Consider the following 25,202-nt stretch of genomic DNA (forward strand, 5'->3'; position numbering starts at 1 on the left):
GGACCGTTGGCAGTCTGAAAATCACCCGTCACGCCCCTCTCCGCGGCCACCCCCTCCGCCACCCCCTCCCGCAGCGCACCCTCTCGCTGGGGTGGAGGGGGTGGAGAGGGAGAGGGGGGAGGGGGTGGTCGGGGATGGGTGCGCGGGGGTGACGGGGGGAGAGGAGGGGGATGGCCAGGGAGTGGGGGCGGCCTTCTCGTGTGCCGGTTTCGTGACTGGTCGGTCCTGGGTCCGTTCCGGTTGGTGGACGGGGGTGTCCCGGGGATGTGGGACGGTGCGATCGTGGGCCGGAGGCCGGTGGTCGGCGAGGACGGGGGAAGCGGGGCCGTGGGTAGACGCTTGGTGAGTGCGGCGGTGGCCGGGGTGGTCGCGTTCGGGGGTGCCGTGGCGGTGGCCGGACCCGCGGAGGCGGCGCCGGTGGTGCGGACGGCGGTTGTGGTGTCCGGGGGGCGGACGCCCGTTCCCGCGCGCGCCTCCGTCGGGGGGCACCACGTCACCGACGTGGCGGTCACCCGTCACAAGTCCAAGCGCAGGAACCGGGGCTTCGTCTCCCGGACGGTCGGCCGGAGCTTCGGCTTCGTCTGGGTGCTGCTGTTCGTCGTCCTGCTGGTCGTGATCCTGGTCCTGGTCAGTCGCCGCAGTCGGCGCTGAGCGCCCGCAGCACGGCTTCGACCAGCTGGTCGGCGTGGTCGTGGGTGAGCGGGCCGAGGCGGAACATCCAGCGGTAGTGGAGCGGGCCGTAGAAGAGCTCCACGGCGAGGTCGAGGTCCGCGTCGGGGGCGATCCGGCCGGCCTCGCGGGCGCTGCGGAAGCGTCGGCGGGTGACCTCCAGGAGGGGGTCCAGCAGGCGGGTGCGGTACTCGCCGTGCAGCGCCGGGTCGGCGACGATCTCGGCGATCAGGACGCGGGCGGTCGGATCGAAGGCCGGGTCCGTGAGCTGGTCCGAGGACGGGCGCAGGACCGCCCGCAGGTCGGCGCGCAGGTCGCCGGTGTCGGGGATCTCGATGCCGCCCTCGTGCTCGCTGGCGGCGAGGAAGGCGTCGAAGACGACCGCGCCCTTCGACGGCCACCAGCGGTAGATGGTCTGCTTCCCGACGCCGGCCCGGGCGGCGATCGCCTCGATGGTCAGCTTGCCGTAACCGACCTCGGCGACGAGTTCGGAGGCGGCGGCGAGCACGGCGGCGCGGGAGCGCTCGCTGCGGCGCGCGGGGTCGGGGGCGGGTCTGGCGGTCATGCCGGAAATTCTAGGCGGAACGGCAAGACGAGACGTATCGTCTTGCCGAGCAGGCGAGACGATACGTCTCGTCTCTGTCGATGGATTCCGAAGGTGTGTTCCTTATGACCCGAATTCGCCCTGCGCACATGCTGATGGTGTCGGTGCCGGCCCACGGGCACGTCAATCCCAGCCTGGCCGTGATCTCCGAGCTGGTCGCCCGGGGACACCGGGTCAGCTACGTCAACGATCCGTCGTTCCGCCAGGTCGTCGAGTCGACGGGTGCGCGGTTCGTCCCGTACCCGACGAAGCTGCCGCTCGGCGACGATCCGGACGGCTGGGCGCTGGACCCGGTGGGGATCCAGGAGCTCTTCCTGGACGACGCCCTCGCGATGCACCCCGTCCTGCTGGAGGCCTTCGCGGACGACCGGCCCGACCTGGTGCTCTGCGACATCGCGGGCTTCGCCGGGCGGGCGTTCGGCGAGCGGCTGGGCGTGCCGGTGGTGCAGCTGTCGCCCTCGATGGTCGCCTGGGAGGGCTTCGAGGAGGATCTGGCCGAGGCGTTGGCCGCCGTTCGTGAGGGTTCCGGCGGCGCCGAGCACTACCGGCGGTTCGCCGGCTGGCTGGCCGAGGCCGGTGCGGTGGAGCGCGACGTGGACGCCTTCAAGAGCCGCCCGTCGCGGGCCGTCGCGCTCATCCCCCGTGCGATGCAGCCCAACGCGGACCGGGTCGACGAGCGGCGGGTCTCGTTCGTGGGGCCCTGTTCCGGCGACCGCGCCCATCAGGGCGAGTGGCACCGGCCGCAGGGGGCGGAGAAGGTGCTGCTGGTCTCGCTCGGCTCGGCGTTCACGAACCAGCCGGCGTTCTACCGGGCCTGCGTCGAGGCCTTCGGTGACCTGCCGGGCTGGCACACGGTGCTCCAGGTCGGCGCCCACACCGACCTGGCCGAGCTTGGAGAGGTGCCCGCCACCGTCGAGGTGCACCGGTGGGTGCCGCAGCTGTCGGTGCTCTCCCAGGCCGACGCCTTCGTGACCCACGCGGGCATGGGCGGCTCCAGCGAGGGGCTGTTCCACGGGGTGCCGATGATCGCCGTGCCGCAGGCGGCCGACCAGTTCGGCAACGCGGACGCGCTGGTGGGGCTCGGTGTCGCCCGCCGGATCGATACCGAGGGGGCCACTCCGGAGGTGCTGCGCGGTGCGTTGCTGGAACTCGTCGGTGATCCGGCGGTGGCCGAGCGGCTGGCGGCGCTGGCCGCCGCCGGACGGGCCGAGGGCGGCACCGTCCGGGCGGCCGACCTGATCGAGGCCGAGCTCAGGAGGTGACGGCGGGGGAGGGCACGGCGATCCGGTCGGGTCGGGTGTAGACGTTCGCGCCCTCCCCGCGCAGGAAGCCCACCAGGGTCAGGCCGAGTTCCTCGGCGAGGTCCACCGCGAGCGAGGATGGCGCCGAGACGGCCGCCAGCAGCGGGATGCCCGCCAGCGCGGCCTTCTGGGTCAGCTCGAACGAGGCCCGTCCGCTGACCAGCAGGACGTGCCCGGTCAGCGGCAGCCGGCCCTCGCGCAGGGCCCAGCCGACCACCTTGTCCACGGCGTTGTGCCGCCCGACGTCCTCGCGGGCGCACAGCAGCTCGCCGGTCGCGGCGTCGAACAGGCCGGCGGCGTGCAGGCCGCCGGTGGAGTCGAACGTGCGCTGGGCGGCGCGCAGGCGCTTCGGGAGGCCGTACAGGAGGGACGGTTCGACGCTGAGCGGGTCCTCGGCGACGGGGTGCCGCACGTGGGTGCGGACGGCGTCGACGGTGTCCCGGCCGCACAGGCCGCAGGCGCTGGTGGTGAGCAGGTTGCGGTGCGCGGAGAGCGGCAGGGCGCGGGTGCCGCGCAGGGTGGCGTCGACGACGTTGTACGTGTTGGCGCCCTCGTCGTCGGTGCCCGCGCAGTACCGCAGGGCGGCGAGGTCCTCGGTGGCGTGCACCAGGCCCTCGCCGACCAGGAAGCCCGCCACCAGGTCGAAGTCCTGCCCGGGCGTGCGCATGGTGACGGTCAGCGGCTCGCCGCCGACCCGGATCTCCAGCGGCTCCTCCGCCGCCAGTGCGTCCGGCCGCACCCCGCGCTCGTCCCCCCGCAGCCGCACCACTCGCCGCCGCGCCGTCGCCCGCGTCATCGCCACCTCCGTACGTGTTCCTGCCCCACCAGCGTGCGGCATGGGGGAGGCGGACATCCACGGGGGGAGGGGGTCGGCGTGCGGTCGCGGGCGGTAGGACGGAAAATCCGAATGGCGAGCACCTGTTGTCATATCTTCATTCGCCTGATGTGATGGTGAATATGGATATGCACAGTGCTGCGGCCTCCGACTCGCCGCTCGTCCAGGTCGGCAAGGCCGACGTCAGCGCCGAGGACGTCCTGGCCGTCGCCCGGGGCAACGCCCGGGTCGAGATCGGTCCGGACGCGCTCGCCGAGATGGCGGCCGCCCGGGCCCGCATCGATGCTCTCGCGGCCGAGCCGCGTCCCGTCTACGGCGTGTCCACCGGCTTCGGTGCGCTCGCCGTCCGGCACATCAGCCCCGAGCTGCGCGCCCAGCTGCAGCGCTCGCTGGTGCGCTCGCACGCGGCCGGGATGGGCCCGGCCGTCGAGCGCGAGGTGGTCCGGGCGCTGATGTTCCTGCGGATGAAGACGCTGGCCTCCGGCCGCACCGGCGTCCGTCCGCTGGTCGCCCAGACCATGGCCGCGCTGCTGAACGCGGGCATCACCCCCGTGGTGCGGGAGTTCGGCTCGCTCGGCTGCTCCGGCGACCTCGCACCGCTCTCGCACTGCGCGCTGGTGCTGATGGGCGAGGGCGTGGCCACCGGCCCGGACGGCGTGGAGAAGCCCGCCGCCGAGCTGCTGGCCGCGGCCGGCATCGAGCCGGTGGAGCTGCTGGAGAAGGAGGGCCTCGCCCTCATCAACGGCACCGACGGCATGCTCGGCATGCTCGTCATGGCCATCTCGGACCTGAGCCGCCTGTTCACCACCGCCGACATCACCGCCGCCATGAGCCTGGAGGCGCTGCTCGGCACCGACAAGGTGCTCGCCCCCGAGCTGCACGCCCCGATCCGCCCGCACCCGGGCCAGGCGCTGAGCGCGGCCAACATGCTCGCCGTCCTCAAGGGCTCGGGCCTCACCGGCCACCACCAGGACGACGCGCCGCGCGTCCAGGACGCCTACTCGATCCGCTGCGCCCCGCAGGTGGCCGGCGCGGGCCGCGACACCGTCGCGCACGCCCAGCTGGTCGCCTCGCGCGAGCTCGCCGCCTCGGTGGACAACCCGGTCGTGCTGCCCGACGGCCGGGTGGAGTCGAACGGCAACTTCCACGGCGCGCCGGTCGCGTACGTGCTGGACTTCCTCGCCATCGCGACCGCCGACCTCGGCTCGATCTCCGAGCGGCGCACCGACCGGCTGCTGGACAAGGCGCGCTCGCACGGCCTGCCGGCCTTCCTGGCCGACGACCCGGGCGTGGACTCCGGTCTGATGATCGCCCAGTACACCCAGGCGGCGCTGGTCAGCGAGAACAAGCGGCTCGCCGTCCCGGCCTCGGTCGACTCGATCCCGTCCTCCGCGATGCAGGAGGACCACGTGTCGATGGGCTGGTCCGCGGCCCGCAAGCTGCGCCAGGCGGTCGAGAACCTGGGACGCATCCTCGCCGTCGAGCTCACCGCCGCCGCCCGCGCGCTGGAGATCCGCCAGCAGGCCGACTCGGCCGGCCGGCTCGCCCCGGCCACCGCGGCGGCGGTGGCCGCCGCCCGCGAGGCGGGGGTCGGCGGCGCCGGCCGCGACCGCTTCCTCTCGCCGGACCTGGAGGCCGCCGCCGAACTGGTCGCCTCCGGTGCGCTGGTGCGGGCGGTCGAGCAGGTCACCGGCCCGCTGGCCTGATCCGCCGCCCGCGCGGAGCGACCGGGGCGTCAGTCCCAGTCGCTCCGCGGGCGGCGGTCCTCGCGGTCCCGGCGGTCGGCGCGCGCGGCGGCGAAGTTGACGCCGACGATGCCGGCCCAGCAGGTGATCAGGCCGAGCAGCCCGCCGTTCTGGGCGTCGCTGGCGATCGCGGTGAGCGGGATGCCGAGCACCAGCGAGAGAACGGCGAGCCGGGAGCCGGGACGGCCGGCCGACCAGCCGGAGCGGCGCGGACGGTGGCGGTAGCCGGGCTCGTAGCCCTCGAACTGCTGGGGCGCGGGGCGGTCGGCCCGGGCGTCCATGCGGGCGTCCAGCCGCTTCAGGAACGAGTCGACCAGCTCCGACTCGTACTCCTTGCCGAGTTCCTTGCGGGCCTGCAGGGTGGCGTCGAGGTCGCGCCGCAGTTCGTCCTGGCGAGTGTCCATGGCCACCAGCGTGGGCCCCCGCCAGGGCCCGGTCCATCCGTTCGCGGGGGGAATCCGGGCGGGCTCAGGGACAAATCAGGGTTACCCCGAGCCCCGTCCCGGGCTCCCGGGGCGCAGGGTCCGCCGGTCGTGCGCCAGACTGTCCGCCCATCGGGACGTCTCAGCGGCCGTCCCGTCGTGCGAGACGTCTTTGCCAGGCGCCGCGCGCTGCTGCACAGTCGTCGTCCGAACCGCTCGCACCCGGAGGTACCGCCGATGACCGCCACCGACGAGACCGGCACGGTCGGTCCCTCCGCGCGGCTGCTCCAGCTCTTCGAGGGGCGCCGGCTGACGCCGACCCAGCGGCGGATCGCGCACTCGCTGGTCCGGCACGCCACCGAGGCGCCGTTCCTGTCCAGCGTCGAGGTCGCCGAGCTCGCCGGGGTGAGCCAGCCGTCCGTCACCCGCTTCGCGGTGGCCCTCGGCTACGACGGCTACCCGGCGCTGCGCCGGCAGCTGCGCGAGCTCGGCGCGGGCGAGACGGCCGCACCCGAGGGCCCGCACGAGGCGGTGCGCAACGAGCACCAGCAGGCCGTGCTCGCCGAGATCGAGCACCTGCGCCACCTCGCCGACCTGCTCGCCGACCCCGAGCCGATCATCCGCGCCGCCCGGCTGCTCGCCGCCTCCCGCCCGCTGCCGGTGCTGGGCCTGCGGGCCGCGTCCGCGCAGGCGCGCGGCTTCGCGTACTTCGCGGCCAAGGTGCACCCGGACATCCGGCTGCTCGACGAGGGCGGCAGCATGCTCGCCGACCGGCTGGAGCAGGTCACCGCGGCCGGCGCGACGGCGCTGCTCTGCTTCGCGCTGCCGCGCTACCCACGGGAGCTGATGGACGCTCTGGCGGTGGCCAGGGAGTGCGGTCTGACGGTGCTGACGGTGGCCGACAGCGCGTTCGCGCCCGTCGCCAAGCTGTCCGACCTGATGCTGCCGGCGGCCGTCGGCACCGGTCTGGTCTTCGACACCGCGTGTGCGCCGATGATGCTGGGCCGGGTGCTCCTGCAGAGCATGTGCGACGAAATCCCGGGCGCGGAGGCCAGGCTGGAGGCCATCGAGCAGTCGGCCGCGGCACGTGGCCTGTTTTTGGAGTAGACAGAGCCGCGGCGTTGTGGGCGTGGCCGGCCACGAACCGGGGCATCCCCTAGTGCAGGGGGTGCCGCCCATGCGCGTGATCCACGAGATGAAGTTCGTCGCCCGGCTGGCATCGGGTGCCGACGAATGGTCCTGCCCCACCTGCGGGCGCCGGGTCACCCTGCGGCGCCTGCCCGAACCCGAACTGACCGTCCTCGACCCGGGCGACGAGTCCGCCGTGCACGTCGGCGTCATCGAACCGGAGGCACGGGCCGCCGCCGAGGCCGTCGAGAAGTACGGCCTCGGCCCCGTCCAGAGCGTCCCCCGCCCGCCGGCCCCGGCCGCGCCCGACGCCGCCGACCGCCGCTGGCTGGCCGAGATCGGCATCGACTGGGACGGCGACGCGGCGGCCTGAGGGCTCGGCGCTTCGGTGCGTGGAGCGGCAGGTCGGCGATGCCCGGCTCGGCCGGCAGCGGCGCGGGCGCGCCGTACTCGCCCTGTCGCGCGCCCTGGTACCCGCCGTCGCCGGGGGTGGGTGCGGAGCGTCCGGGCACCCTCGCCGGTTCTGCGCTCGATCTCCCCCGCCGCGTCCCGGATTCGCCGGGCCGCACGGCCGTCGTCGCGGCCTCCGCTCCCTGGTGCTGGGCCGAGTGGCTGGTGTTCGCCGGGTTCGGGCTGGCGCGCCAAGTCGGGCGGTGCCGCAGCTGATCGGATTGTTCAGGGGTCTGGTCGAACGTCGACTGTTTAGTTATATTCAACTGAACCAAGCCTGAATGAATCCATCCGCAGGAGGCCGGGACATGGTGCAGCAGCAGACGAGCGGGCCGCGCGAGGTACGTGCGGCGCGTGGCACGGGGCTCACGACGCAGGGCTGGCAGCAGGAGGCCGCCCTGCGGATGCTCATGAACAACCTCGACCCGGAGGTCGCCGAGCACCCGTCGAAGCTGGTGGTCTACGGCGGCACCGGCAAGGCCGCGCGCGACTGGCGCTCCTTCGACGCCATGGTGAAGACCCTCCAGGGCCTGAAGCAGGACGAGACCATGCTGGTCCAGTCCGGCCGCCCGGTCGGCGTCATGCAGACCCACGAGTGGGCGCCGCGCGTGCTGATCGCCAACTCCAACCTGGTCGGCGACTGGGCCAACTGGGAGGAGTTCCGCCGCCTGGAGAGCCTCGGGCTCACCATGTACGGCCAGATGACCGCCGGCTCGTGGATCTACATCGGCACCCAGGGCATCCTCCAGGGCACCTACGAGACCTTCGCGGCCGTCGCCAACAAGCGGTACAACGGCACGCTGGAGGGCACCATCACCCTCACCGCCGGCCTCGGCGGGATGGGCGGCGCCCAGCCGCTGGCCGTCACCATGAACGGCGGCGTCGCGATCTGCATCGACTGCGACCCGTCCCGCATCTCCCGGCGCATCGAGCACCGCTACCTGGACGTCGAGGCCAAGGACCTCGCCCACGCGCTGGAGCTCGCCACCGCCGCCCGCGACAAGAAGCAGCCGCTGTCCATCGGCGTGCTGGGCAACGCCGCCGAGCTCGTCCCGCAGCTGCTCGCGATGGACGCGCCGATCGACATCGTCACCGACCAGACCAGCGCCCACGACCCGCTGAGCTACCTGCCGATCGGCGTCGACTTCGACGACATGGCCACCTACGCGGCCGAGAAGCCCGCCGAGTTCACCCAGCGGGCCCGCGAGTCGATGGCCCGGCACGTCGAGGCCATGGTCGGCTTCCAGGACCGCGGCGCCGAGGTCTTCGACTACGGCAACTCGATCCGCGGCGAGGCCCAGCTGGCCGGCTACGACCGGGCGTTCGCCTTCCCCGGCTTCGTCCCCGCGTACATCCGCCCGCTGTTCTGCGAGGGCAAGGGCCCGTTCCGCTGGGCGGCGCTGTCCGGCGACCCGCAGGACATCCACAAGACCGACAAGGCCGTCCTCGACCTCTTCCCGGAGAACGAGTCGCTGGCCCGCTGGATCAAGATGGCCCAGGAGAAGGTGCACTTCCAGGGCCTCCCGGCGCGCATCTGCTGGCTCGGCTACGGCGAGCGCGACAAGGCCGGCGAGCGCTTCAACGACATGGTCGCCTCCGGCGAGCTGTCCGCGCCGATCGTCATCGGCCGCGACCACCTGGACTGCGGCTCGGTCGCCTCCCCGTACCGCGAGACCGAGGCGATGCTCGACGGCTCGGACGCGATCGCCGACTGGCCGCTGCTCAACGCCATGGTCAACGTCGCCTCCGGCGCGTCCTGGGTGTCCATCCACCACGGCGGCGGCGTCGGCATCGGCCGCTCGATCCACGCCGGTCAGGTCACCGTCGCCGACGGCACCCCGCTGGCCGGGGAGAAGATCCGCCGGGTGCTCACCAACGACCCGGGCATGGGCGTCATCCGGCACGTGGACGCTGGGTACGACCGCGCCGACGAGGTCGCCGCCGAGCGTGGCGTCCGCGTTCCCATGGGTGAGCTGTGACGGGTTCGTTCGAAGCGATGTGGGCGGAGCTGCTCCCCGTGGGCCGCTCCGCCGCCTCCGGCGGCTACCGCCGATTCGCGTGGAACTCCGCCGACGCCGAGTGCCGGGCCTGGTTCGAGCAGCAGGCCCGCGACCGCGGCCTGACGTACGAGCTGGACCGCAACGGCAACCAGTGGGCCTGGCTGGGCGACCCGGCCGGGGACGGCGCCGTCGTCACCGGCTCGCACCTGGACTCCGTCCCCGACGGCGGCGCCTTCGACGGCCCGCTCGGCGTCGTCTCCTCCTTCGCCGCCCTGGACGAACTCCGCGCCCGGGGAGCCGAGTTCACGCGTCCGCTGGCGATCGTCAACTTCGGCGACGAGGAGGGCGCCCGGTTCGGCGTCGCCTGCATCGGCTCCCGGCTGACGGCGGGCCTGCTGGACCGCGAGGCCGCGTACGCGCTGCGCGACGCCGACGGCGTCCGGCTGCCCGACGCGATGGAGCGGGCCGGGTACGACCCCACCGCGATCGGCGCGGACGACGGCCGGCTCGCCCGGATCGCCGCCTTCGTCGAGCTCCACGTCGAGCAGGGCCGCTACCTCGCCGAGGACCAGCCGGTCGGCGTGGCCGGGGCGATCTGGCCGCACGGCCGCTGGCGCTTCGACTTCCACGGCGAGGCCAACCACGCCGGCACCACCCGCATCGAGGACCGCCGCGACCCGATGCTCACCTACGCCAACACCGTGCTCTCCGCCCGGAAGAAGGCGCGGGAGGCGGGCGCCCTCGCCACCTTCGGCAAGGTCGCGGTCGAGCCCAACGGCACCAACGCGATCGCCTCACTGGTCCGCGGCTGGCTCGACTCCCGGGCCGCCGACGAGCGCACCCTCACCGCGCTGGTCGCCGAGATCGAGCGGACCGCCGCCGAGCGCGGCGAGCGCGACGGCGTGAGGGTCGAGCTCACCAGGGAGTCCTACACCCCGGTGGTGGAGTTCGACGGCCCGCTGCGCGACCGCCTCGGCAAGCTGCTGAACGCCCCGGTGCTGCCGACCGGCGCGGGACACGACGCCGGGATCCTGGCGTCCGCGATCCCGACCGCCATGCTGTTCGTGCGGAACCCGACCGGCGTCTCGCACTCCCCGGCCGAGCATGCGCAGACGCCCGACTGCCTCGCCGGGGTCGCCGCCCTGGCCGACGTACTGGAGGACCTGGCATGTCGATGAGTCGTGCCGCAGGCGTGCGGGACACGGCCTTCTGGGCGCAGTACGCCTGGCTGCCGCACGTCAACGGGCCGGTGGTCGAGCGGGACGTCCTGATCGCCACCGGCCCCGGTGGCCGGATCACCGCCGTGACGCCGGACAGCGGCCCGTGCCCGGCCGGTGCCGTCCGGCTCGAAGGGCTGCTCGTGCCCGGCCAGGCCAACGCCCACTCGCACGCCTTCCACCGGGCGCTGCGCGGTCACGTCCAGGTCGGCTCCGGGACGTTCTGGACCTGGCGCGACACCATGTACAGGTTCGCCGGGGCGCTCGACCCGGACCGCTACCTGGAGCTCGCCACCGCGGTCTACGCCGAGATGGCGCTCGCCGGGATCACCGCCGTCGGCGAGTTCCACTACCTGCACCACGCGCCCGGTGGTGCCCGCTACGACGACCCCAACGCGATGGGCGAGGCGCTGATCGAGGCCGCCGCCCGGGCCGGCATCCGGATCACCCTGCTCGACACCTGCTACCTGTCCTCGGGCTTCGGCGCCGAGCCGACCGGGCCGCAGCAGCGGTTCAGCGACGGCGACGCCGAGGAGTGGGCGGTCCGGGCGGACGCGCTGAAGCCGCGCGAGCACGCCCGGATCGGCGCCGCCATCCACTCGGTGCGGGCCGTGCCCGCCGGGCAGCTGGGCACCGTCGCGCGGTGGTCCGAGCTGCGCGGGGCCCCGCTGCACGTCCACCTGTCCGAGCAGACCGCCGAGAACGACGCCTGCCTCGCCGCGCACGGCGTCACCCCGACCCGGCTGCTCGCCGACCACGGCGCGCTCGGGCCGCGCACCTCGGCCGTCCACGCGACCCACCTCACCGACGAGGACGTCCGCCTCCTCGCCGACAGCTCCACCACGATCTGCATGTGCCCCACCACCGAGCGGGACCTCGCGGACGGCATCGGCCCGGCCCGCCGGCTCGCCTCGGCCGGGTGCCCGGTCACCCTCGGCAGCGACAGCCACGCCGTCATCGACCCGTTCGAGGAGGCGCGCGCCCTGGAGCTCGACGAACGGCTGCGGACGCGGACCCGCGGGCACTGGACGGCCAACGCGCTCCTGCGGGCCGGGACGGAGGACGGGCACGCCTCGCTCGGCTGGCCGGAGGCCGGCCGGATCGAGGCCGGCGCGCTCGCGGACTTCACCGTGCTCGCCCTCGACTCGGTGCGCACCGCCGGGCCGCCGCCCGCACTGGGCGCCGAGATCGCCGTCTTCGCGGCCTCGGCGGCCGACGTCCGGCACGTCGTGGTCGGCGGCCGGCACGTCGTCGCGGACGGCGTGCACCGGCTCGTCCCGGACGTCCCGGGCGCGCTGCGGGCCTCGATCGGCGCGCTGAGCTGCTGATCCGTTCCTACAACTCCGTTCGGAAGGCGTCGTCTTGAGGAACCCGACCACCCTGATCACCGGTATCGGCAGTCTGGTCACCAACGACCCCGGCCAGGGCGCCGGGCCGCTCGGCCTGCTGACCGACGCGGCCGTGGTGCTGGACGGCGACACCGTCGCCTGGGTCGGCCCGGCCGCCGACGCGCCCGCCGCCGACGTGCGCTTCGACGCGGAGGGGCGGGCCCTGCTGCCCGGCTTCGTCGACTCGCACGCCCACCTGGTGTTCGCCGGTGACCGCACCGCCGAGTTCAACGCCCGGATGTCCGGCCAGTCCTACACCGCCGGCGGGATCCGGACCACGGTGGCGGCCACCAGGGCCGCGACCGACGCCGAACTCGACGCCAACCTGGCCCGGTTCGTCCGGGAGGCGCTGCGCCAGGGCACCACGACCATCGAGTGCAAGTCCGGGTACGGGCTGACGGTGGCCGACGAGGCGCGGGCGCTGCGGATCGCCGCCCAGTACACGCCGGAGACCACGTACCTGGGCGCGCACGTCGTCGCGCCCGAGTACGCGGACGACCCCGCGGCGTACGTCGACCTCGTCACCGGGGAGATGCTGGACGCCTGTGCCCCGCACGCCCGGTGGGTGGACGTGTTCTGCGAGAAGGGCGCGTTCGACGGGGACCAGGCGCGGGCGGTCCTCACCGCCGGCATCGAGCGCGGGCTGACGCCCCGGGTGCACGCCAACCAGCTGACGTACGGGCCGGGCGTGCAGCTCGCGGTCGAGCTGGGGGCGGCCTCGGCCGACCACTGCACCCACCTGACGGACGAGGACGTGGCCGCGCTGGCCGGCTCGGGGACGGTGGCGACGCTGCTGCCCGGGGCGGAGTTCTCGACCCGGGCGCAGTACCCGGACGCGCGGCGGCTGCTCGACGCGGGCGCGGTCGTGGCGCTGTCCACGGACTGCAACCCCGGCTCCAGCTTCACGAGTTCGATGGCGTTCTGCATCGCGGTCGCGGTACGGGAGATGGGGATGACGCCGGACGAGGCGGTCTGGGCGGCGACGGCGGGCGGGGCGCACGCGCTGCGCCGCGGCGACGTCGGCGTGGTCGGGGTCGGCGCGCGGGCGGATCTGCTGCTGCTGGACGCGCCGTCGCACGTGCACCTGGCCTACCGGCCGGGGGTGCCCCTGACGGCCGCGGTCTGGCGGTCGGGGGTCCGCGAGGTCTGAGCCTGCGAGAGCTGGAGGCCCCCACGCCCCCGGGGTGGCGGGCGCGGGGGCCTCCGTTTTCACTTGAGGCCCAACGAGCGCCTCAAGAAGTCGAGTTCGTGCTGCAGAAGGTTCGCCGCCACGGTCTCGTCGGTGGGGGAGTGCGTCGTGTTGCTCAGCGGGAGCACCTCGTGGGGGCGGCCCGCGGCGAGCAGCGCGGCGGACAGACGCAGGGCGTGGACGGGGAGGACGTTGTCGTCCGCGAGGCCCTGGATCAGCAGCAGGGGGCGGCGCAGCTCCGGGGCGTCGGCGATCAGCGAGCCCGCGTCGTAGTGCCCGGGGTGCTCGTCCGGGTGTCCGAGGAAGCGCTCCTGCCAGTGGGTGGTGTAGAGCCGCTGGTCGGTGGGGGCGGCCCCGGCCGACGCCGCGTGGAAGACGTCCGGGCGGCGCAGGACGGCGAGCGCGGCGAGGTAGCCGCCGTAGGACCAGCCGCGGATGGCGACCCGGTCGAGGTCGAGCAAGCCGGGCCGCAGCCGCGCGGCCTCGTGCAGCCCGTCGACCTGGTCCGCCAGGGCCGGTCCGGCCTTGTCGCCGTAGATCTCCTTGCTCCAGCGGGGCCCGCGGCCGGGTGTCCCGCGGCCGTCGACGGCGAGCACCGCGAAGCCCTGCTCGGCGAACCAGCGCGAGACGAGGTCCCACCACACGCCGCCGGTGCCGACCTTCCGGGTGGCCGGTCCGCCGTACGGGTCGACGAGGACGGGCAGCGGGCCGTCCTCGGGGCGGTACCCGGTGGGCAGGTAGAGCGCGGCGCGCATCTCGCGCGGGCCGAGGCGCAGCAGTTCGGGTGCGGCGGTGAGCACGGGCGGCTCGGCGTGCGAGACGAGCTCCACGGCCGCGCGCCCCTCGTGCAGGACGGTGGTGCGTCCGGCGGGGTGGCCCTCGCGGCGGGTGGTGACGACCAGCGTGCCGCCCCGGCGGACGCCGGTGTGCTGACCCGGGCCCTCGCTCAGCCTGCGGACGCCGGCGCCCGGCTCGTAGCTCCAGAGGTGGGTCTCGGTGGGCTCGTCGACGGCGGTGAACAGGACCCGCTCGCCCTCCGCCCCGAGCACCTCCCACAGCTGCAGCCCCGGCGGGGTGACGGGCTCGCCGTCCACCGTGAGGTGCTGGGTGTCGCCGTGGACGGCGGTGTGGACGAGGGCGCCGGAGGCGGTGCGCAGGGGCAGCCCGGGGACGAGCTCGACCCAGTGGTCGTCGCGCCGCTCGTCGAGCACCCGGACGGCGCCGCCGGGCTCGATCGCGAGCGTGCGGACGGTGCGCTGGTCGCGGCTCTGGACGCAGGCGTGCGGGCCGTGGTCGTCCCAGCCGGCGGCCGTGACGTACTCGAACGCGGCCCGGTCCCAGCGGACTTCGGCCCGTGAACCGTCCAGGCCGAGCAGCCACAGCGACACGTCGGCGTTCGCGGTGCCGGCGAGCGGGTAGCGGACGGCGCGCGGGGGCCGGGCCGGGTCGGCCGGGTCGGCGAGGTGCAGCCGGGTGACCTCGCGCTCGTCGACCCGGGCGACGAGCAGCCCGGTGCCGTCGGGGGACCACCAGTGGCCGCGGGAGCGGTACATCTCCTCCGTGGCGACGTGCTCGGCGACGCCGTACGTCACGTCCGCGGTCTCGGGCTCGGCGAGCGCGCGGTCGTCGGTGCCGTCGGTGGACACCACCCGCAGGGAGCCGCGGCCGACGTAGGCGATCCGGCGGCCGGCCGGATCGAGGCGCGGGTCGTACACCTCGGTGGTGGTGGGTACGGCGCGGACGGTGCCCGTGGCGGTGTCGGCGAGCCACAGGTGGCCGCCGAGCGCGAAGGCCGCGAGGCGGCCGGTGGCGTCGGTGGAGAAGGCGGTGATGCCGGAGGCGGCGACCCGGGCCCGTTCGCGCCGGATCCGCTCGGCCTCGGGGAGGTCGCCGTCGTCGCCGAGCGCGGCCGGGTCGGCGACCAGCCGCTCCTCGCCGGTGGCGGTGTCGAGTGCCCAGAGGCGGTTGACGGGGTCGGCGCCGCCACGGCTGCGGACGAACAGCACGGTGGCGCCGTCGGCGGTGATCACGGGGTGGGTGGGGGTGCCCAGCGCGAAGCGCCGGGTGCGGGCGAGTTGACGGGGGAGCGCGTCTGTCGGCATGACGGGCACCATAGGCAGACCCCGCACCGCCCGGTCGAGTGGTTTACGCGCTTGCGCAGGGGGCCGCAAAAGCGGCCGGGGCCGGTGCGGATTCCAGGAATCCACACCGGCCCCGGCCGGATCGGGCGCGTGTCAGTGCACGTCGCCCATGAGCGCGTTGACCTTCTTGCGGTACATCGCGAGGGCGACACCGGCGATGATCGCCATCACGCCCTGGACCGCGAAGTACCAGGTGCTGCCGACCACGCCGTCGCCCAGCACGAGCTGGAAGATCGCGGCGACGCAGTCACCGGCGGTGACGGCGAGGAACCAGACGCCCATCATCTGGCTGGCGTACTTGGTCGGCGCCAGCTTGGTGGTGACGGACAGACCGACGGGGGAGAGCGTGAGCTCGCCGACGGTCTGGACCAGGTAGACCATGGCCAGCCACAGCGGGGTGACCTTGGTGTCGCCGGAGGCGGCGGCCATCGCCAGCATCATGACGATGAAGGACGCGCCGATCATCAGCAGACCGATGGCGAACTTCATGGTGGTGCTGGGGTTCTTCGACCGGCGGGCCAGGGCGACCCAGATCCAGGCGAAGACCGGCGCCAGCGCCATGATGTACAGCGGGTTGAGCGACTGGAACCACGTCGACGGGAAGTTGAAGCCGAACAGCGTGGACGCGGTGTGCTTGTCCGCGAAGATGCTCAGCGTCGAACCGGACTGGTCGTAGATCATCCAGAACACGGCGGCGGCGACGAAGAACCAGATGTAGCCGCTCATCCGGGACTGCTCGGTGGTGTCGAGGTCCTTGTCGCGCTTCACCTTGGCGAAGACGAGCACCGGGATCAGGATGCCCGCGACGGACAGCGGCCAGAGCACCCAGTCGATGGTGAACGAGCCGCTCGCCGCCAGGGCGCCGTAGATGACCACGGCGGCGGCCAGCCAGGCGCCGGCCTTCTTGAAGATCGACGCCTTCTCGGCCGGGGTGATCGGCGAGGTGACGATGTCGCTCTTCGGGCTCAGGTGGCGGGTGCCCAGCAGGAACTGGCCGAGGCCGAGCGCCATGCCGACGCCGGCCAGCGCGAAGCCCAGGTGCCAGCTGACGCTCTGGCCGATGGTGCCGATGACCAGCGGGGCCGCGAAGGCGCCGAGGTTGATGCCCATGTAGAAGACGGTGAAGCCACCGTCGCGACGCGGGTCGTTCGGGCCGTCGTAGAGGTGGCCGACCATCGTCGAGATGTTGGCCTTGAGCAGACCGGAGCCGATCGCGATGAAGGCCAGACCGGCGAAGAACGCGCCGCTGAACGGCACGGCCAGCAGGAAGTGGCCGATCATGATGATCGTGCCGCCGACCGCGACGGTCTTGCGAGCGCCGAGGAATCGGTCGGCGATCCAGCCGCCCGGGAGGGCCAGCAGGTAGACCATCGCCGTGTACACGCTGTACACGGCGGCGGCGACCGCCGTCTTCATGCCGAGGCCGCCCTCCGAGATGGAGGCGGTCATGTAGAGGACCAGCAGGGCACGCATGCCGTAGTAGCTGAAGCGTTCCCACATCTCGCTCATGAAGAGAGTCGCGAGACCTCGGGGGTGGCCGAGGAAGGTCTTGCCGCTGGGGGAGGCCGACGTGACGCCGGCGTCCTGGAGCGTAGACGCCATGTGTAGTGGTTCCTTGCCTGACAGCGTCCGCCTAGGGGGGTGGCGGCGGACGTGGACAGAACCACTGTACGTGGCGATATTTGGCGGTATCAGATGACAAAACGCTCGAATCAGGTATGGCAATGGCAAAGTCTGCAGCCGATCATCCCGATTGATCCATGGTAGACGGCGGCGTCTTCCTTCGGATTCAAGATCCAAGGGCGAAATCTTCGCCGAACGGGCGGTCGGGAAGCGTCCGTTGAGCGGACGCGGGCCCTTGTATAACGATCACGCTCTGTGAACTACTTCACAGGTCCATCGGGCAGGGTGCGGCGGACTACCATCACCACATGACCTGTGTGCTGCTCGCCGAGGACGATCCGGCGATCTCCGAACCGCTGGCCCGGGCCCTGCGCCGCGAGGGCTACGAGGTGCTCGTCCGCGAGGACGGCCCCACCGCGCTCGCCGCCGGCCTCACCGAGGAGGTCGACCTGGTCGTCCTCGACCTCGGCCTGCCCGAGATGGACGGCCTTGAGGTCTGCCGCCGGCTGCGCGCCGACGGCAAGAGCTGCCCCGTCCTGGTGCTCACCGCCCGCGCGGACGAGGTGGACACCGTCGTCGGCCTCGACGCCGGCGCCGACGACTACGTCACCAAGCCCTTCCGGCTGGCCGAGCTGCTCGCCCGCGTCCGGGCCCTGCTCCGGCGCGGCAACGTCGACCAGCTCACCACCGGCGCGCACGGCGTGAAGATCGACATCGAGTCGCACCGTGCCTGGCTCGGCGAGGAGGAGCTGACGCTCTCCGCCAAGGAGTTCGAGCTGCTGCGCGTCCTCGTCCGGGACGCCGGCCGGGTCGTGACCCGCGAGGAGATCATGCGCCAGGTCTGGGACACCACCTGGTGGACCTCGACCAAGACCCTGGACATGCACATCTCCTGGCTGCGCAAGAAGCTCGGGGACGACGCCGCCAACCCGCGCTACATCGCCACCGTGCGCGGAGTGGGCTTCCGGTTCGAGAAGAATTAGCCCCCGCACGGAGAGCATGGCCGGAGCACGGCCGATGAAGCGCAACACCTCGGGGAGCGGCAGCGTGAAACGCCGGATGATCAACTCGCTGCTGGGCGTCGTCCTGGTGGTCGTCGTGGTGTTCTGCGTGCCGCTCGCCCTGGTCGAGAAGCGGACCATCGTCAACTCGGCCCAGGAACGGACGGACGCCGCCGCCGTCCGGGTGCTCGGGCTGGTGGAGAACCGCCTCGCGAACCACGAGCTGGTCAACGCGCGCTCCTTCGACAGCCAGGTCGCCGAAGGCAGCTACGTCGAGGTGCAGCTGCCCGGCCAGGCGGTGGTCTCGGTCGGCGTGCGCCCGCCCGGGGACCACCTGCTGAAGGCCACCGAGTACGGCATCAACGGCGAGAGCGTCACCGTCGAGCAGTCCCGCGAGGACGTCGACCACGAGATCGCCAACATGCTTCTGCTGCTCGGCGTCGTCGCGCTGCTCGCCGTCCAGGCCGCCGTCGCGCTCGCCGTCTGGCAGGCCAAGCGGCTCGCCCGGCCGCTCACCGACCTCGCCGAGACCGCCGAGCGGCTCGGCTCCGGCGACCCCCGCCCGCGCGACCGCCGCTACGGCGTGCCGGAGCTCGACCGGGTCGCCGAGGTGCTGGACGTCAGCGCCGAGCGGATCGCCCGCATGCTCACCGCCGAGCGACGGCTCGCCGCCGACGCCTCGCACCAGCTGCGCACCCCGCTCACCGCGCTGTCCATGCGGCTGGAGGAGATCACCGCCCTCGCCGAGGACCCGGAGACCGTCAAGGAGGAGGCGACCATCGCCCTCCAGCAGGTCGAGCGGCTCACCGACGTCGTCCAGCGGCTGCTCACCACCCAGCGCGACCCGCGCAGCCCCACCGCCGTCGCCTTCGAGCTCGACGAGGTGATCAAGCAGCAGGTCGAGGAGTGGGGCCCGACCCTGCGCGAGAAGGGCCGGGTGCTCTCCCTGGAGGGCCTGCACGGCGTCATCGCCGTCGGCACCCCGGGCACGGTCGCCCAGGTGCTCGCCACCCTGATCGAGAACTCGCTGATGCACGGCGCCGGGACGATCACCCTGCGGGTCCGCCCGTCCGGCACCTCGGTCGTGGTCGAGGTGCAGGACCAGGGCGCCGGGGTGCCGCCGGAGCTGGGCAACCGGGTCTTCGAGCGCGCGGTCAGCGGCCGCAACTCCACCGGGATCGGCCTGGCCGTGGCCCGCGACCTCGCGGAGGCGGACGGCGGCCGGCTCGAACTGCTGTCGCTGCGGCCGCCGGTGTTCGCGCTCTTCCTCGGCCGCAGTCACGAGGACTGAGCGGCTCCGGGGTCTCGGGCTCCCGGCAGGACGCCGAGCCGGTGCATCGGGCCCGTCACGTCCCACGGCCACCAGCCCTCGGCGATCCCCCGGTGGATCCGGCCCAGCCGTCCATCAGCCGGTCGAGGTCGTCGAGCCCGTCGGTCTGGCCGTCGACGATCCGGACGAACGCCATGGCGAGCCTCCTGGCCCCCGGCAGCCCCGATCGTCCGCGCCGGCCGTGCTCGCCCTCGGCGACCACGGTCCTCTCGGGCCGGCGGGACCGGCACGCGCAGGACGCGCGTCGGGCCCGCGAGCGGGGTGCTCGCGGGCCCGACGGCTGGGACGTGCGGGGGATCACTCCGCCTTGGCGTACCGGATCTCCTCGGCGGCCAGCATCAGCTCGGCCTGCGCGGCCAGCTCGCTGCCGGTGGCGTGCGGGGCCTGCGGCTCGGCCTCGGGCATGGCCTTGAACACCCAGGTGCGGTACGAGACGAAGCGGAACACGGTGCCCAGCGCGAGGCCGACCAGCTTGGCGCCCAGCTGCTCGAAGTGCGAGTCCAGGCCGAGCAGGTACACCGAGGTGCCGAGCACGCCGGTCTCGATCAGCATGCCGATGCCGCTGAACACCAGGAACAGCGTGATCTCGCGCTTGCGCGAGGCGGCGTCGCGGTCCCGGTACAGCCAGTAGCGGTAGCCGAGGTAGTTGGTGGCGATCGCGATCAGCGTCGCGGCGATGTTCGAGCGCAGCGAGGCCAGGTGCAGGCCGTTGATGCAGACCCAGAAGACCAGGAAGTTGACCACCACGCCGCTCAGGCCGACGATGCCGAACTTCACGGCTTCTCCCGTGAGTCCGCGCATCTTCTGCACGAGTGTGGGACTCGGAGCTGCGGTCGTGGCCATACCGGGCTGCCTCCATGAGCGTGCGGTCGAAAGGGCGGTGCGTCAGGACGGTGCCCGCCCCTTGTGCCCTGCGTGCACGCACATGATCGGACTGCGTAGACCAGGACCTGGCCGTCCAGGCTACCCGGTTCCGCCGAACGGCTCAGCCCCTCGTGTCCCGGGTTGACATCTACGCGCGTCCACTCCGGGGGCCCCTCCGGCCTTGCCACCAGCGGCTCCATCGCCCCCGATCGGCCCGGATATCCTGGCGAGGTGACTTCCCCGGGCAATGTGAATTTTCCAGTGGTGGGCATGATCGGCGGCGGGCAGTTGGCCCGCATGGCACACCAGGCGGGTATCCCGCTCGGGGTCAGGTTCAAGCTCCTCGCCGACACCCCCCAGGACTCCGCCGCACAGGTCGTCTCCGACGTTGTGCTCGGCGACTACCGCGACCTCGACACCCTGCGCCGCTTCGCGGCCGGCTGCGACGTGATCACCTTCGACCACGAGCACGTCCCGACCGAGCACCTGCGGGCGCTGGAGGCCGACGGCATCGCCGTCCGCCCCGGCCCGGAGGCGCTGGTCAACGCCCAGGACAAGGGCGTCATGCGGGCGAAGCTCGACGCCATCGGGGTGCCCTGCCCCCGGCACCGGATCGTCGCCGACCCGGCCGACGTGACCGCCTTCGCGAACGAGGGCGAGGGCTACCCCGTCGTCCTGAAGACCGTCCGCGGCGGCTACGACGGCAAGGGCGTGTGGGTCGTCGACGACGAGCAGGAGGCCCAGGCGCCGTTCCTGGCGGGCGTGCCGGTGCTGGCCGAGGAGAAGGTCGACTTCGTCCGCGAGCTGGCCGCCAACGTCGTCCGCTCGCCCAGCGGCCAGGCCGTCGCCTACCCGGTCGTCGAGAGCGTCCAGGAGAACGGCGTCTGCGCCGAGGTCACCGCCCCGGCGCCGGACCTCGACCCGGCCCTGTCCGACGAGGCCCAGCAGCTCGCCCTGCGCATCGCCGGCGACCTCGGCATCGCCGGCCACCTCGCCGTCGAGCTGTTCCAGACCCGGGGCGGCCGGATCCTGGTCAACGAGCTGGCCATGCGCCCGCACAACTCCGGCCACTGGACCCAGGACGGCGCGGTCACCTCCCAGTTCGAGAACCACCTGCGGGCCGTCCTCGACCTCCCGCTCGGCGACCCCCGGCCGCGCGCCAAGTGGACCGTCATGGTCAACGTCCTCGGCGGCGACTACCCGGACATGTACCACGCCTTCCTGCACTGCATGGCCCGCGACCCGGGCCTGCGCATCCACATGTACGGGAAGGACGTGAAGCCCGGCCGCAAGGTCGGCCACGTCAACGTCTTCGGGGACGACCTCGACGACGTCCGCGAGCGCGCCCGCCACGCGGCCGCCTACCTGCGAGGAACGATCACCGAATGACTGACCCCACGGCTCCCGTTGTCGGCATCGTCATGGGCTCGGACTCCGACTGGCCCGTCATGGAGGCCGCCGCCCAGGCCCTCGACGAGTTCGAGATCCCCTACGAGGTCGACGTCGTCTCCGCCCACCGGATGCCGCGCGAGATGGTCGCCTACGGCGAGAACGCGCACAAGCGCGGGCTCAAGGCGATCATCGCGGGCGCCGGCGGCGCCGCCCACCTGCCGGGCATGCTCGCCTCCGTCACGCCGCTGCCCGTCATCGGCGTCCCGGTGCCGCTGCGCTACCTGGACGGCATGGACAGCCTGCTGTCGATCGTCCAGATGCCGGCCGGCGTGCCGGTCGCGACCGTCTCGGTGGCCGGCGCGCGCAACGCGGGCCTGCTCGCGGTGCGCATGCTCGCCGCGTTCGACCCCGAACTGACCGAGCGGATGACCGACTTCCAGGCCGAGCTCAACACCCAGGCCACCGAGAAGGGCCAGAAGCTCCGCGCCAAGGTGGCCGGTTCGGGCTCCTTCGGCTTCGCCAAGTAGACGGTGCGGCGGGGTGGGGTAGAACAGGTCGCATGACCTCTGAGCTGGACTCCCCCACCCCGCTGGACCGCGCGCGGGCCCTCCTGCGCACCGCCCCGGTCGTGGACGGCCACAACGACCTGCCCTGGGCGATGCGCGAGCAGGCCGGGTACGACCTCGGCGCGCTCGACCTCGCCGCCGACCAGAGCGCCCGCCTGCACACCGACCTCGCCCGCCTCGCGGAGGGCGGGGTCGGCGCGCAGTTCTGGTCCGTCTACGTGCCCACCCGGCTGGCCGGCGACCATGCCGTGAGCGCCACGCTGGAGCAGGTCGACTTCGTCCACGCCCTCGTCGCGCGCTACCCCGACCGGCTCCGGCTCGCCCGCACCGCCGACGACATCGAGGCGGCCCGCGCCGAGGGCCGCATCGCCTCCCTGATGGGCGCCGAGGGCGGCCACTCCATCGACTGCTCGCTCGCCACCCTGCGGGCCCTGTACGAGCTCGGCGTCCGCTACCTGACCCTCACCCACAACGACAACGTGCCGTGGGCCGACTCCGCGACCGACAAGCCGGTGGCCGGCGGGCTCACCCGCTTCGGCGAGGAGGTCGTCCGGGAGATGAACCGGCTCGGCATGCTGGTCGACCTCTCGCACGTCTCCGCCGACACGATGCGCGACGCCCTGCGGGTCACCGAGGCGCCCGTCGTCTTCTCGCACTCGTCGTCCCGCGCGGTCTGCGACCACCCGCGCAACGTCCCGGACGACGTCCTCGCGCAGCTGCCCGGCAACGGCGGCGTCGCGATGGCCACCTTCGTGCCGAAGTTCATCCACGCCGAGGCCGCCGCGTGGACCGTGCGGGCCGACGAGAACATGCGCGCCCACGGCCTCCACCCGCTGGACACCACCCCCGCGGGCATGGCCCGCCAGCGCGAGTTCGAGGCCGCCCACCCGCGGCCGGTCACCACCGCCGCCACCGTCGCCGACCACCTCGACCACATGCGCGAGGTCGCCGGGATCGACCACATCGGCATCGGCGGCGACTTCGACGGCACCGCGTTCCTGCCCGAGGGCCTCGGTTCGGTCGCCGGATACCCGAACCTCGTCGCCGAACTCCTGCGCCGCCGCTGGTCGGAGGCCGACCTGGCCAAGCTCACCTGGCACAACGCCGTCCGCGTCCTGCGCGACGCGGAGTCCGCCGCGGCCGGGTTGCGCGCCACCCGGGGCCCGTCCATCGCGACGATCGCCCAGCTGGACGGCACCGCCTGACGGCCCGGGCGCCGGACCGGCTAGCCGAGCCGGGGGAACTCGATGGCCGGGCACCTGTCCATGACCATCGAGACCCCGGCGGCCGTCGTCCGCTCGTACGCCGCCGCGTCGACGACGCCGAGCTGGAACCAGACCGCCTTGGCCCCGACGGCCACCGCCTGGTCGGCCACCTCACCGGCCAGCTCGGACCGGACGAACACGTCGACGACGTCGACCGGGAACGGGATCTGCGCCAGCGACGCGTAGCCGGGCTCGCCGAGGACCGTCTCGGCCTTCGGGTGCACGGGCACGATCCGCTTGCCGTGGCGCTGGAGCACGGCGGCCACGCCGTACGCGGCGCGCGCGGTGTTGTTCGACAGGCCGACCACCGCCCAGGTGTCGCCCGTGCCGGTGAGGATGTCGCGGACCGTCGCGTCGTCGCCGTAGCTCGTCATGACCGTCTCAACGGCGTGCCGGGGTGCGGGATTCCCTGGCGCCCCGGTACTAGCTCGGGCGGCCGAGGGCGCGGTACGTCCAGCCGGCGGCGCGCCAGGCGTCCGCGTCGAGGACGTTGCGGCCGTCGAGGAGGCGGCGCTCGGCGACGACGGCGCCCAGGACGGCCGGGTCGAGGGTGCGGAACTCCTGCCACTCGGTCAGGTGGAGCACCACGTGGGCGCCCTCGGCGGCCTCCAGCGGGGAGTCGGCGTAGGTCAGGCCCGGGAACATCTTGCGGGCGTTGTCCATGGCCTTCGGGTCGTAGACGGTGACCTGGGCGCCCTGGAGCTGGATCTGCGCGGCGACGTTGAGTGCGGGGGAGTCCCGGATGTCGTCCGAGTTGGGCTTGAAGGCGGCGCCGAGCACGGCGATCCGGCGGCCCAGGAAGCCGCCGCCGCACTGCTCGCGGGCCAGCTCCACCATCCGGGAGCGGCGGCGCATGTTGATCGAGTCGACCTCGCGCAGGAAGGTCAGCGCCTGGTCGGCGCCGAGCTCGCCGGCCCGGGCCATGAACGCCCGGATGTCCTTGGGCAGGCAGCCGCCGCCGAAGCCGAGGCCGGAGTTGAGGAACTTGCCGCCGATCCGCTCGTCGTAGGCGAGCGCGGTGGAGAGCTGGGTGACGTCGGCGCCGGCCGCCTCGCACACCTCGGCCATCGCGTTGATGAACGAGATCTTCGTGGCCAGGAAGGAGTTGGCGGCGGTCTTCACCAGCTCCGCGGTCGCGTAGTCGGTGACCACGAACGGCACCCCGGCCCCGACCGGCTCGGCGTACACCTCGCGCAGCAGCCGCTCGGCGCGCTCGCTGTGCGCGCCGATCACGATCCGGTCCGGGCGCAGGGTGTCCTGGACTGCGAAGCCCTCGCGCAGGAACTCCGGGTTCCAGGCGAGTTCGGCGTCGGCTCCGACCGGCGCCAGCGCGGCGAGCCGCTCGGCCAGCCGGCCCGCCGAGCCGACCGGCACGGTGGACTTGCCGACCACCAGGGCCGGGCGCTTCAGGTGCGGCGCGAGGCCGTCGATCGCGGCGTCCACGTAGGACATGTCGGCGGCGAACTCGCCCTTGCGCTGCGGGGTGTTGACGCACACGAAGTGGACGTCGGCGAACTCCGCGACCTCCTCGACGGAGGTGGTGAAGCGCAGCCGGCCGGTGGAGCCCTCGTGCCCGGCCACGTGCTTGAGCAGCAGCTCGGACAGGCCCGGCTCGTACATCGGGACGCGGCCGGCGGTCAGTGTGGCGATCTTCTCGGGGTCGATGTCCAGACCGAGCACCTCGAAGCCGAACTCGGCCATCGCGGCCGCGTGGGTGGCACCGAGGTAGCCGGTGCCGATCACGGAGATGCGGAGGGTCACGGGTTCCCCTTTGTGCGGACTCGACCATGAGTGGGTGCCCTGATGCTATCCGTCCCCCCGGACTCCGGCGGAGGCCGCCCGTCCGGGGCCCGCCCGGGGCCGGAAACGCTAGGCAGCCGCAGGTCGGAGCCCTAGGATCTCTACTCGACGGTAACCGACCGGATCCTTCGATCACTGTGGCGAGGCGGCATCATGGCGGGCAGCGCAGGCGCGGCTGACTTCGATCTCTTCCGTATCTCCGAGGAGCACGGGATGCTCCGTGAGGCGGTGCGCGGGCTGGCCGAGGCGAAGATCGCTCCGTTCGCGGCGGA

The 25,202-nt window shown here is 73.3% G+C and carries 22 protein-coding genes and 1 pseudogene; 15 read left to right on the forward strand and 8 right to left on the reverse strand.

Going from position 1 to position 25,202, the window contains the following annotated elements; all coding sequences use genetic code 11:
- Window positions 1-327 precede the first annotated feature (327 nt).
- Window positions 328-651 (forward strand): hypothetical protein, encoded by a 324-nt coding sequence (locus AB0C76_RS38725; RefSeq protein WP_359974776.1) that lies wholly within the window; start codon window positions 328-330, stop codon window positions 649-651.
- On the opposite strand, the gene AB0C76_RS38730 is transcribed toward AB0C76_RS38725, so the two are convergent.
- On the reverse strand, window positions 629-1,234 hold the full coding sequence (locus tag AB0C76_RS38730) for a TetR/AcrR family transcriptional regulator (protein WP_359974778.1): 606 nt from the start codon (window positions 1,232-1,234) through the stop codon (window positions 629-631). The two genes, AB0C76_RS38725 and AB0C76_RS38730, sit on opposite strands and share 23 nt — an antisense overlap.
- Window positions 1,235-1,338: 104 nt before the next feature.
- On the opposite strand from AB0C76_RS38730, the gene AB0C76_RS38735 reads away from it, so the two are divergent.
- Window positions 1,339-2,535 (forward strand): macrolide family glycosyltransferase, encoded by a 1,197-nt coding sequence (locus tag AB0C76_RS38735; protein WP_359974779.1) that lies wholly within the window; start codon window positions 1,339-1,341, stop codon window positions 2,533-2,535.
- Here the strand turns inward: AB0C76_RS38735 and fdhD are convergent.
- Window positions 2,525-3,370 (reverse strand): formate dehydrogenase accessory sulfurtransferase FdhD, encoded by an 846-nt coding sequence (fdhD, locus tag AB0C76_RS38740; RefSeq protein ID WP_359974781.1) that lies wholly within the window; start codon window positions 3,368-3,370, stop codon window positions 2,525-2,527. The genes AB0C76_RS38735 and fdhD overlap by 11 nt on opposite strands.
- Window positions 3,371-3,537: 167 nt before the next feature.
- On the opposite strand from fdhD, the gene hutH reads away from it, so the two are divergent.
- Entirely contained in the window at window positions 3,538-5,115 is a 1,578-nt protein-coding gene (gene hutH / locus AB0C76_RS38745) for a histidine ammonia-lyase (protein ID WP_359974783.1), read from the forward strand.
- 29 nt (window positions 5,116-5,144) lie between these two features.
- On the opposite strand, the gene AB0C76_RS38750 is transcribed toward hutH, so the two are convergent.
- Complete coding sequence (locus AB0C76_RS38750; RefSeq protein ID WP_359974785.1) at window positions 5,145-5,558, reverse strand: hypothetical protein; 414 nt, start codon at window positions 5,556-5,558, stop codon at window positions 5,145-5,147.
- A 255-nt stretch (window positions 5,559-5,813) separates the two neighbouring features.
- Here AB0C76_RS38750 and AB0C76_RS38755 point away from each other — a divergent pair, with 255 nt between their 5' ends.
- From AB0C76_RS38755 to hutI, 6 genes are all read left to right on the forward strand, one after another.
- Window positions 5,814-6,683 (forward strand): MurR/RpiR family transcriptional regulator, encoded by an 870-nt coding sequence (locus tag AB0C76_RS38755; RefSeq protein ID WP_359974787.1) that lies wholly within the window; start codon window positions 5,814-5,816, stop codon window positions 6,681-6,683.
- Between the two features lie 70 nt (window positions 6,684-6,753).
- The gene (locus tag AB0C76_RS38760; RefSeq protein ID WP_359974789.1) at window positions 6,754-7,077 is read left to right on the forward strand and encodes a hypothetical protein; all 324 of its coding nucleotides are present in this window, start codon (window positions 6,754-6,756) and stop codon (window positions 7,075-7,077) included.
- A 385-nt stretch (window positions 7,078-7,462) separates the two neighbouring features.
- Window positions 7,463-9,133: a urocanate hydratase gene (gene hutU / locus AB0C76_RS38765; RefSeq protein ID WP_359974791.1), complete on the forward strand. Its 1,671-nt coding sequence runs from the start codon at window positions 7,463-7,465 to the stop codon at window positions 9,131-9,133.
- A gap of 17 nt (window positions 9,134-9,150) precedes the next feature.
- Entirely contained in the window at window positions 9,151-10,332 is a 1,182-nt protein-coding gene (locus AB0C76_RS38770) for an allantoate amidohydrolase (RefSeq protein ID WP_359974812.1), read from the forward strand.
- Complete coding sequence (locus AB0C76_RS38775; protein ID WP_359974793.1) at window positions 10,323-11,699, forward strand: formimidoylglutamate deiminase; 1,377 nt, start codon at window positions 10,323-10,325, stop codon at window positions 11,697-11,699. Before AB0C76_RS38770 ends, AB0C76_RS38775 begins: the two co-directional genes overlap by 10 nt.
- A 34-nt stretch (window positions 11,700-11,733) precedes the next feature.
- On the forward strand, window positions 11,734-12,909 hold the full coding sequence (gene hutI / locus AB0C76_RS38780) for an imidazolonepropionase (protein WP_359974795.1): 1,176 nt from the start codon (window positions 11,734-11,736) through the stop codon (window positions 12,907-12,909).
- A 59-nt stretch (window positions 12,910-12,968) separates the two neighbouring features.
- On the opposite strand, the gene AB0C76_RS38785 is transcribed toward hutI, so the two are convergent.
- Complete coding sequence (locus tag AB0C76_RS38785; protein WP_359974796.1) at window positions 12,969-15,050, reverse strand: prolyl oligopeptidase family serine peptidase; 2,082 nt, start codon at window positions 15,048-15,050, stop codon at window positions 12,969-12,971.
- Between the two features lie 132 nt (window positions 15,051-15,182).
- The gene (locus AB0C76_RS38790) at window positions 15,183-16,691 is read right to left on the reverse strand and encodes an oligopeptide:H+ symporter (protein WP_359974798.1); all 1,509 of its coding nucleotides are present in this window, start codon (window positions 16,689-16,691) and stop codon (window positions 15,183-15,185) included.
- A gap of 329 nt (window positions 16,692-17,020) precedes the next feature.
- On the opposite strand from AB0C76_RS38790, the gene AB0C76_RS38795 reads away from it, so the two are divergent.
- On the forward strand, window positions 17,021-17,695 hold the full coding sequence (locus AB0C76_RS38795; protein WP_030290974.1) for a response regulator transcription factor: 675 nt from the start codon (window positions 17,021-17,023) through the stop codon (window positions 17,693-17,695).
- Window positions 17,696-17,759: 64 nt separating this feature from the next.
- Window positions 17,760-19,004 carry an ATP-binding protein gene (locus AB0C76_RS38800; RefSeq protein WP_359974814.1) on the forward strand — a complete coding sequence of 415 codons (1,245 nt, stop codon included), beginning with the start codon at window positions 17,760-17,762 and terminating at the stop codon, window positions 19,002-19,004.
- Window positions 19,005-19,340: 336 nt separating this feature from the next.
- Here AB0C76_RS38800 and AB0C76_RS38805 read toward each other — a convergent pair whose 3' ends face one another.
- A complete protein-coding gene (locus AB0C76_RS38805; RefSeq protein ID WP_359974800.1) occupies window positions 19,341-19,820 on the reverse strand; it encodes a GtrA family protein in 480 nt (159 codons plus the stop codon).
- A 336-nt stretch (window positions 19,821-20,156) separates the two neighbouring features.
- Here AB0C76_RS38805 and AB0C76_RS38810 point away from each other — a divergent pair, with 336 nt between their 5' ends.
- From AB0C76_RS38810 to AB0C76_RS38820, 3 genes are read left to right on the forward strand one after another with little or no spacing between them, the layout of a single operon-like run.
- Window positions 20,157-21,296 (forward strand): 5-(carboxyamino)imidazole ribonucleotide synthase, encoded by a 1,140-nt coding sequence (locus tag AB0C76_RS38810; protein ID WP_359974802.1) that lies wholly within the window; start codon window positions 20,157-20,159, stop codon window positions 21,294-21,296.
- Window positions 21,293-21,826 (forward strand): 5-(carboxyamino)imidazole ribonucleotide mutase, encoded by a 534-nt coding sequence (gene purE / locus AB0C76_RS38815; RefSeq protein ID WP_359974804.1) that lies wholly within the window; start codon window positions 21,293-21,295, stop codon window positions 21,824-21,826. The genes AB0C76_RS38810 and purE overlap by 4 nt, the downstream gene beginning before the upstream one ends.
- Window positions 21,827-21,858: 32 nt before the next feature.
- A complete protein-coding gene (locus AB0C76_RS38820) occupies window positions 21,859-23,070 on the forward strand; it encodes a dipeptidase (RefSeq protein ID WP_359974806.1) in 1,212 nt (403 codons plus the stop codon).
- Between the two features lie 20 nt (window positions 23,071-23,090).
- On the opposite strand, the gene AB0C76_RS38825 is transcribed toward AB0C76_RS38820, so the two are convergent.
- Together AB0C76_RS38825 and AB0C76_RS38830 are read right to left on the reverse strand one after the other, a co-directional pair.
- Window positions 23,091-23,504 carry a CoA-binding protein gene (locus AB0C76_RS38825; protein WP_359974808.1) on the reverse strand — a complete coding sequence of 138 codons (414 nt, stop codon included), beginning with the start codon at window positions 23,502-23,504 and terminating at the stop codon, window positions 23,091-23,093.
- 49 nt (window positions 23,505-23,553) lie between these two features.
- Entirely contained in the window at window positions 23,554-24,891 is a 1,338-nt protein-coding gene (locus tag AB0C76_RS38830) for a UDP-glucose/GDP-mannose dehydrogenase family protein (protein WP_359974810.1), read from the reverse strand.
- Between the two features lie 192 nt (window positions 24,892-25,083).
- Between AB0C76_RS38830 and AB0C76_RS38835 the strand changes: the two are divergent.
- Window positions 25,084-25,202 (forward strand): annotated as a pseudogene (locus AB0C76_RS38835) (acyl-CoA dehydrogenase); the annotation flags it as partial.

Origin of the sequence: Kitasatospora sp. NPDC048722 (assembly GCF_040650235.1) — a bacterium.
In the GTDB taxonomy this organism is placed as follows: Bacteria; Actinomycetota; Actinomycetes; order Streptomycetales; family Streptomycetaceae; genus Kitasatospora.

What these genes read in the sequence shown, in the direction of transcription:
- AB0C76_RS38730 (WP_359974778.1), bottom strand. Translation starts at nt 1,234, where the DNA reads ATGACCGCCAGACCCGCCCCCGACCCCGCGCGCCGCAGCGAGCGCTCC.
- AB0C76_RS38735 (WP_359974779.1), top strand. Translation starts at nt 1,339, where the DNA reads ATGACCCGAATTCGCCCTGCGCACATGCTGATGGTGTCGGTGCCGGCC.
- fdhD (WP_359974781.1), bottom strand. Translation starts at nt 3,370, where the DNA reads ATGACGCGGGCGACGGCGCGGCGGCGAGTGGTGCGGCTGCGGGGGGAC.
- hutH (WP_359974783.1), top strand. Translation starts at nt 3,538, where the DNA reads ATGCACAGTGCTGCGGCCTCCGACTCGCCGCTCGTCCAGGTCGGCAAG.
- AB0C76_RS38750 (WP_359974785.1), bottom strand. Translation starts at nt 5,558, where the DNA reads ATGGACACTCGCCAGGACGAACTGCGGCGCGACCTCGACGCCACCCTG.
- AB0C76_RS38755 (WP_359974787.1), top strand. Translation starts at nt 5,814, where the DNA reads ATGACCGCCACCGACGAGACCGGCACGGTCGGTCCCTCCGCGCGGCTG.
- AB0C76_RS38760 (WP_359974789.1), top strand. Translation starts at nt 6,754, where the DNA reads ATGCGCGTGATCCACGAGATGAAGTTCGTCGCCCGGCTGGCATCGGGT.
- hutU (WP_359974791.1), top strand. Translation starts at nt 7,463, where the DNA reads ATGGTGCAGCAGCAGACGAGCGGGCCGCGCGAGGTACGTGCGGCGCGT.
- AB0C76_RS38770 (WP_359974812.1), top strand. Translation starts at nt 9,151, where the DNA reads ATGTGGGCGGAGCTGCTCCCCGTGGGCCGCTCCGCCGCCTCCGGCGGC.
- AB0C76_RS38775 (WP_359974793.1), top strand. Translation starts at nt 10,323, where the DNA reads ATGTCGATGAGTCGTGCCGCAGGCGTGCGGGACACGGCCTTCTGGGCG.
- AB0C76_RS38785 (WP_359974796.1), bottom strand. Translation starts at nt 15,050, where the DNA reads ATGCCGACAGACGCGCTCCCCCGTCAACTCGCCCGCACCCGGCGCTTC.
- AB0C76_RS38790 (WP_359974798.1), bottom strand. Translation starts at nt 16,691, where the DNA reads ATGGCGTCTACGCTCCAGGACGCCGGCGTCACGTCGGCCTCCCCCAGC.
- AB0C76_RS38795 (WP_030290974.1), top strand. Translation starts at nt 17,021, where the DNA reads ATGACCTGTGTGCTGCTCGCCGAGGACGATCCGGCGATCTCCGAACCG.
- purE (WP_359974804.1), top strand. Translation starts at nt 21,293, where the DNA reads ATGACTGACCCCACGGCTCCCGTTGTCGGCATCGTCATGGGCTCGGAC.
- AB0C76_RS38820 (WP_359974806.1), top strand. Translation starts at nt 21,859, where the DNA reads ATGACCTCTGAGCTGGACTCCCCCACCCCGCTGGACCGCGCGCGGGCC.
- AB0C76_RS38825 (WP_359974808.1), bottom strand. Translation starts at nt 23,504, where the DNA reads ATGACGAGCTACGGCGACGACGCGACGGTCCGCGACATCCTCACCGGC.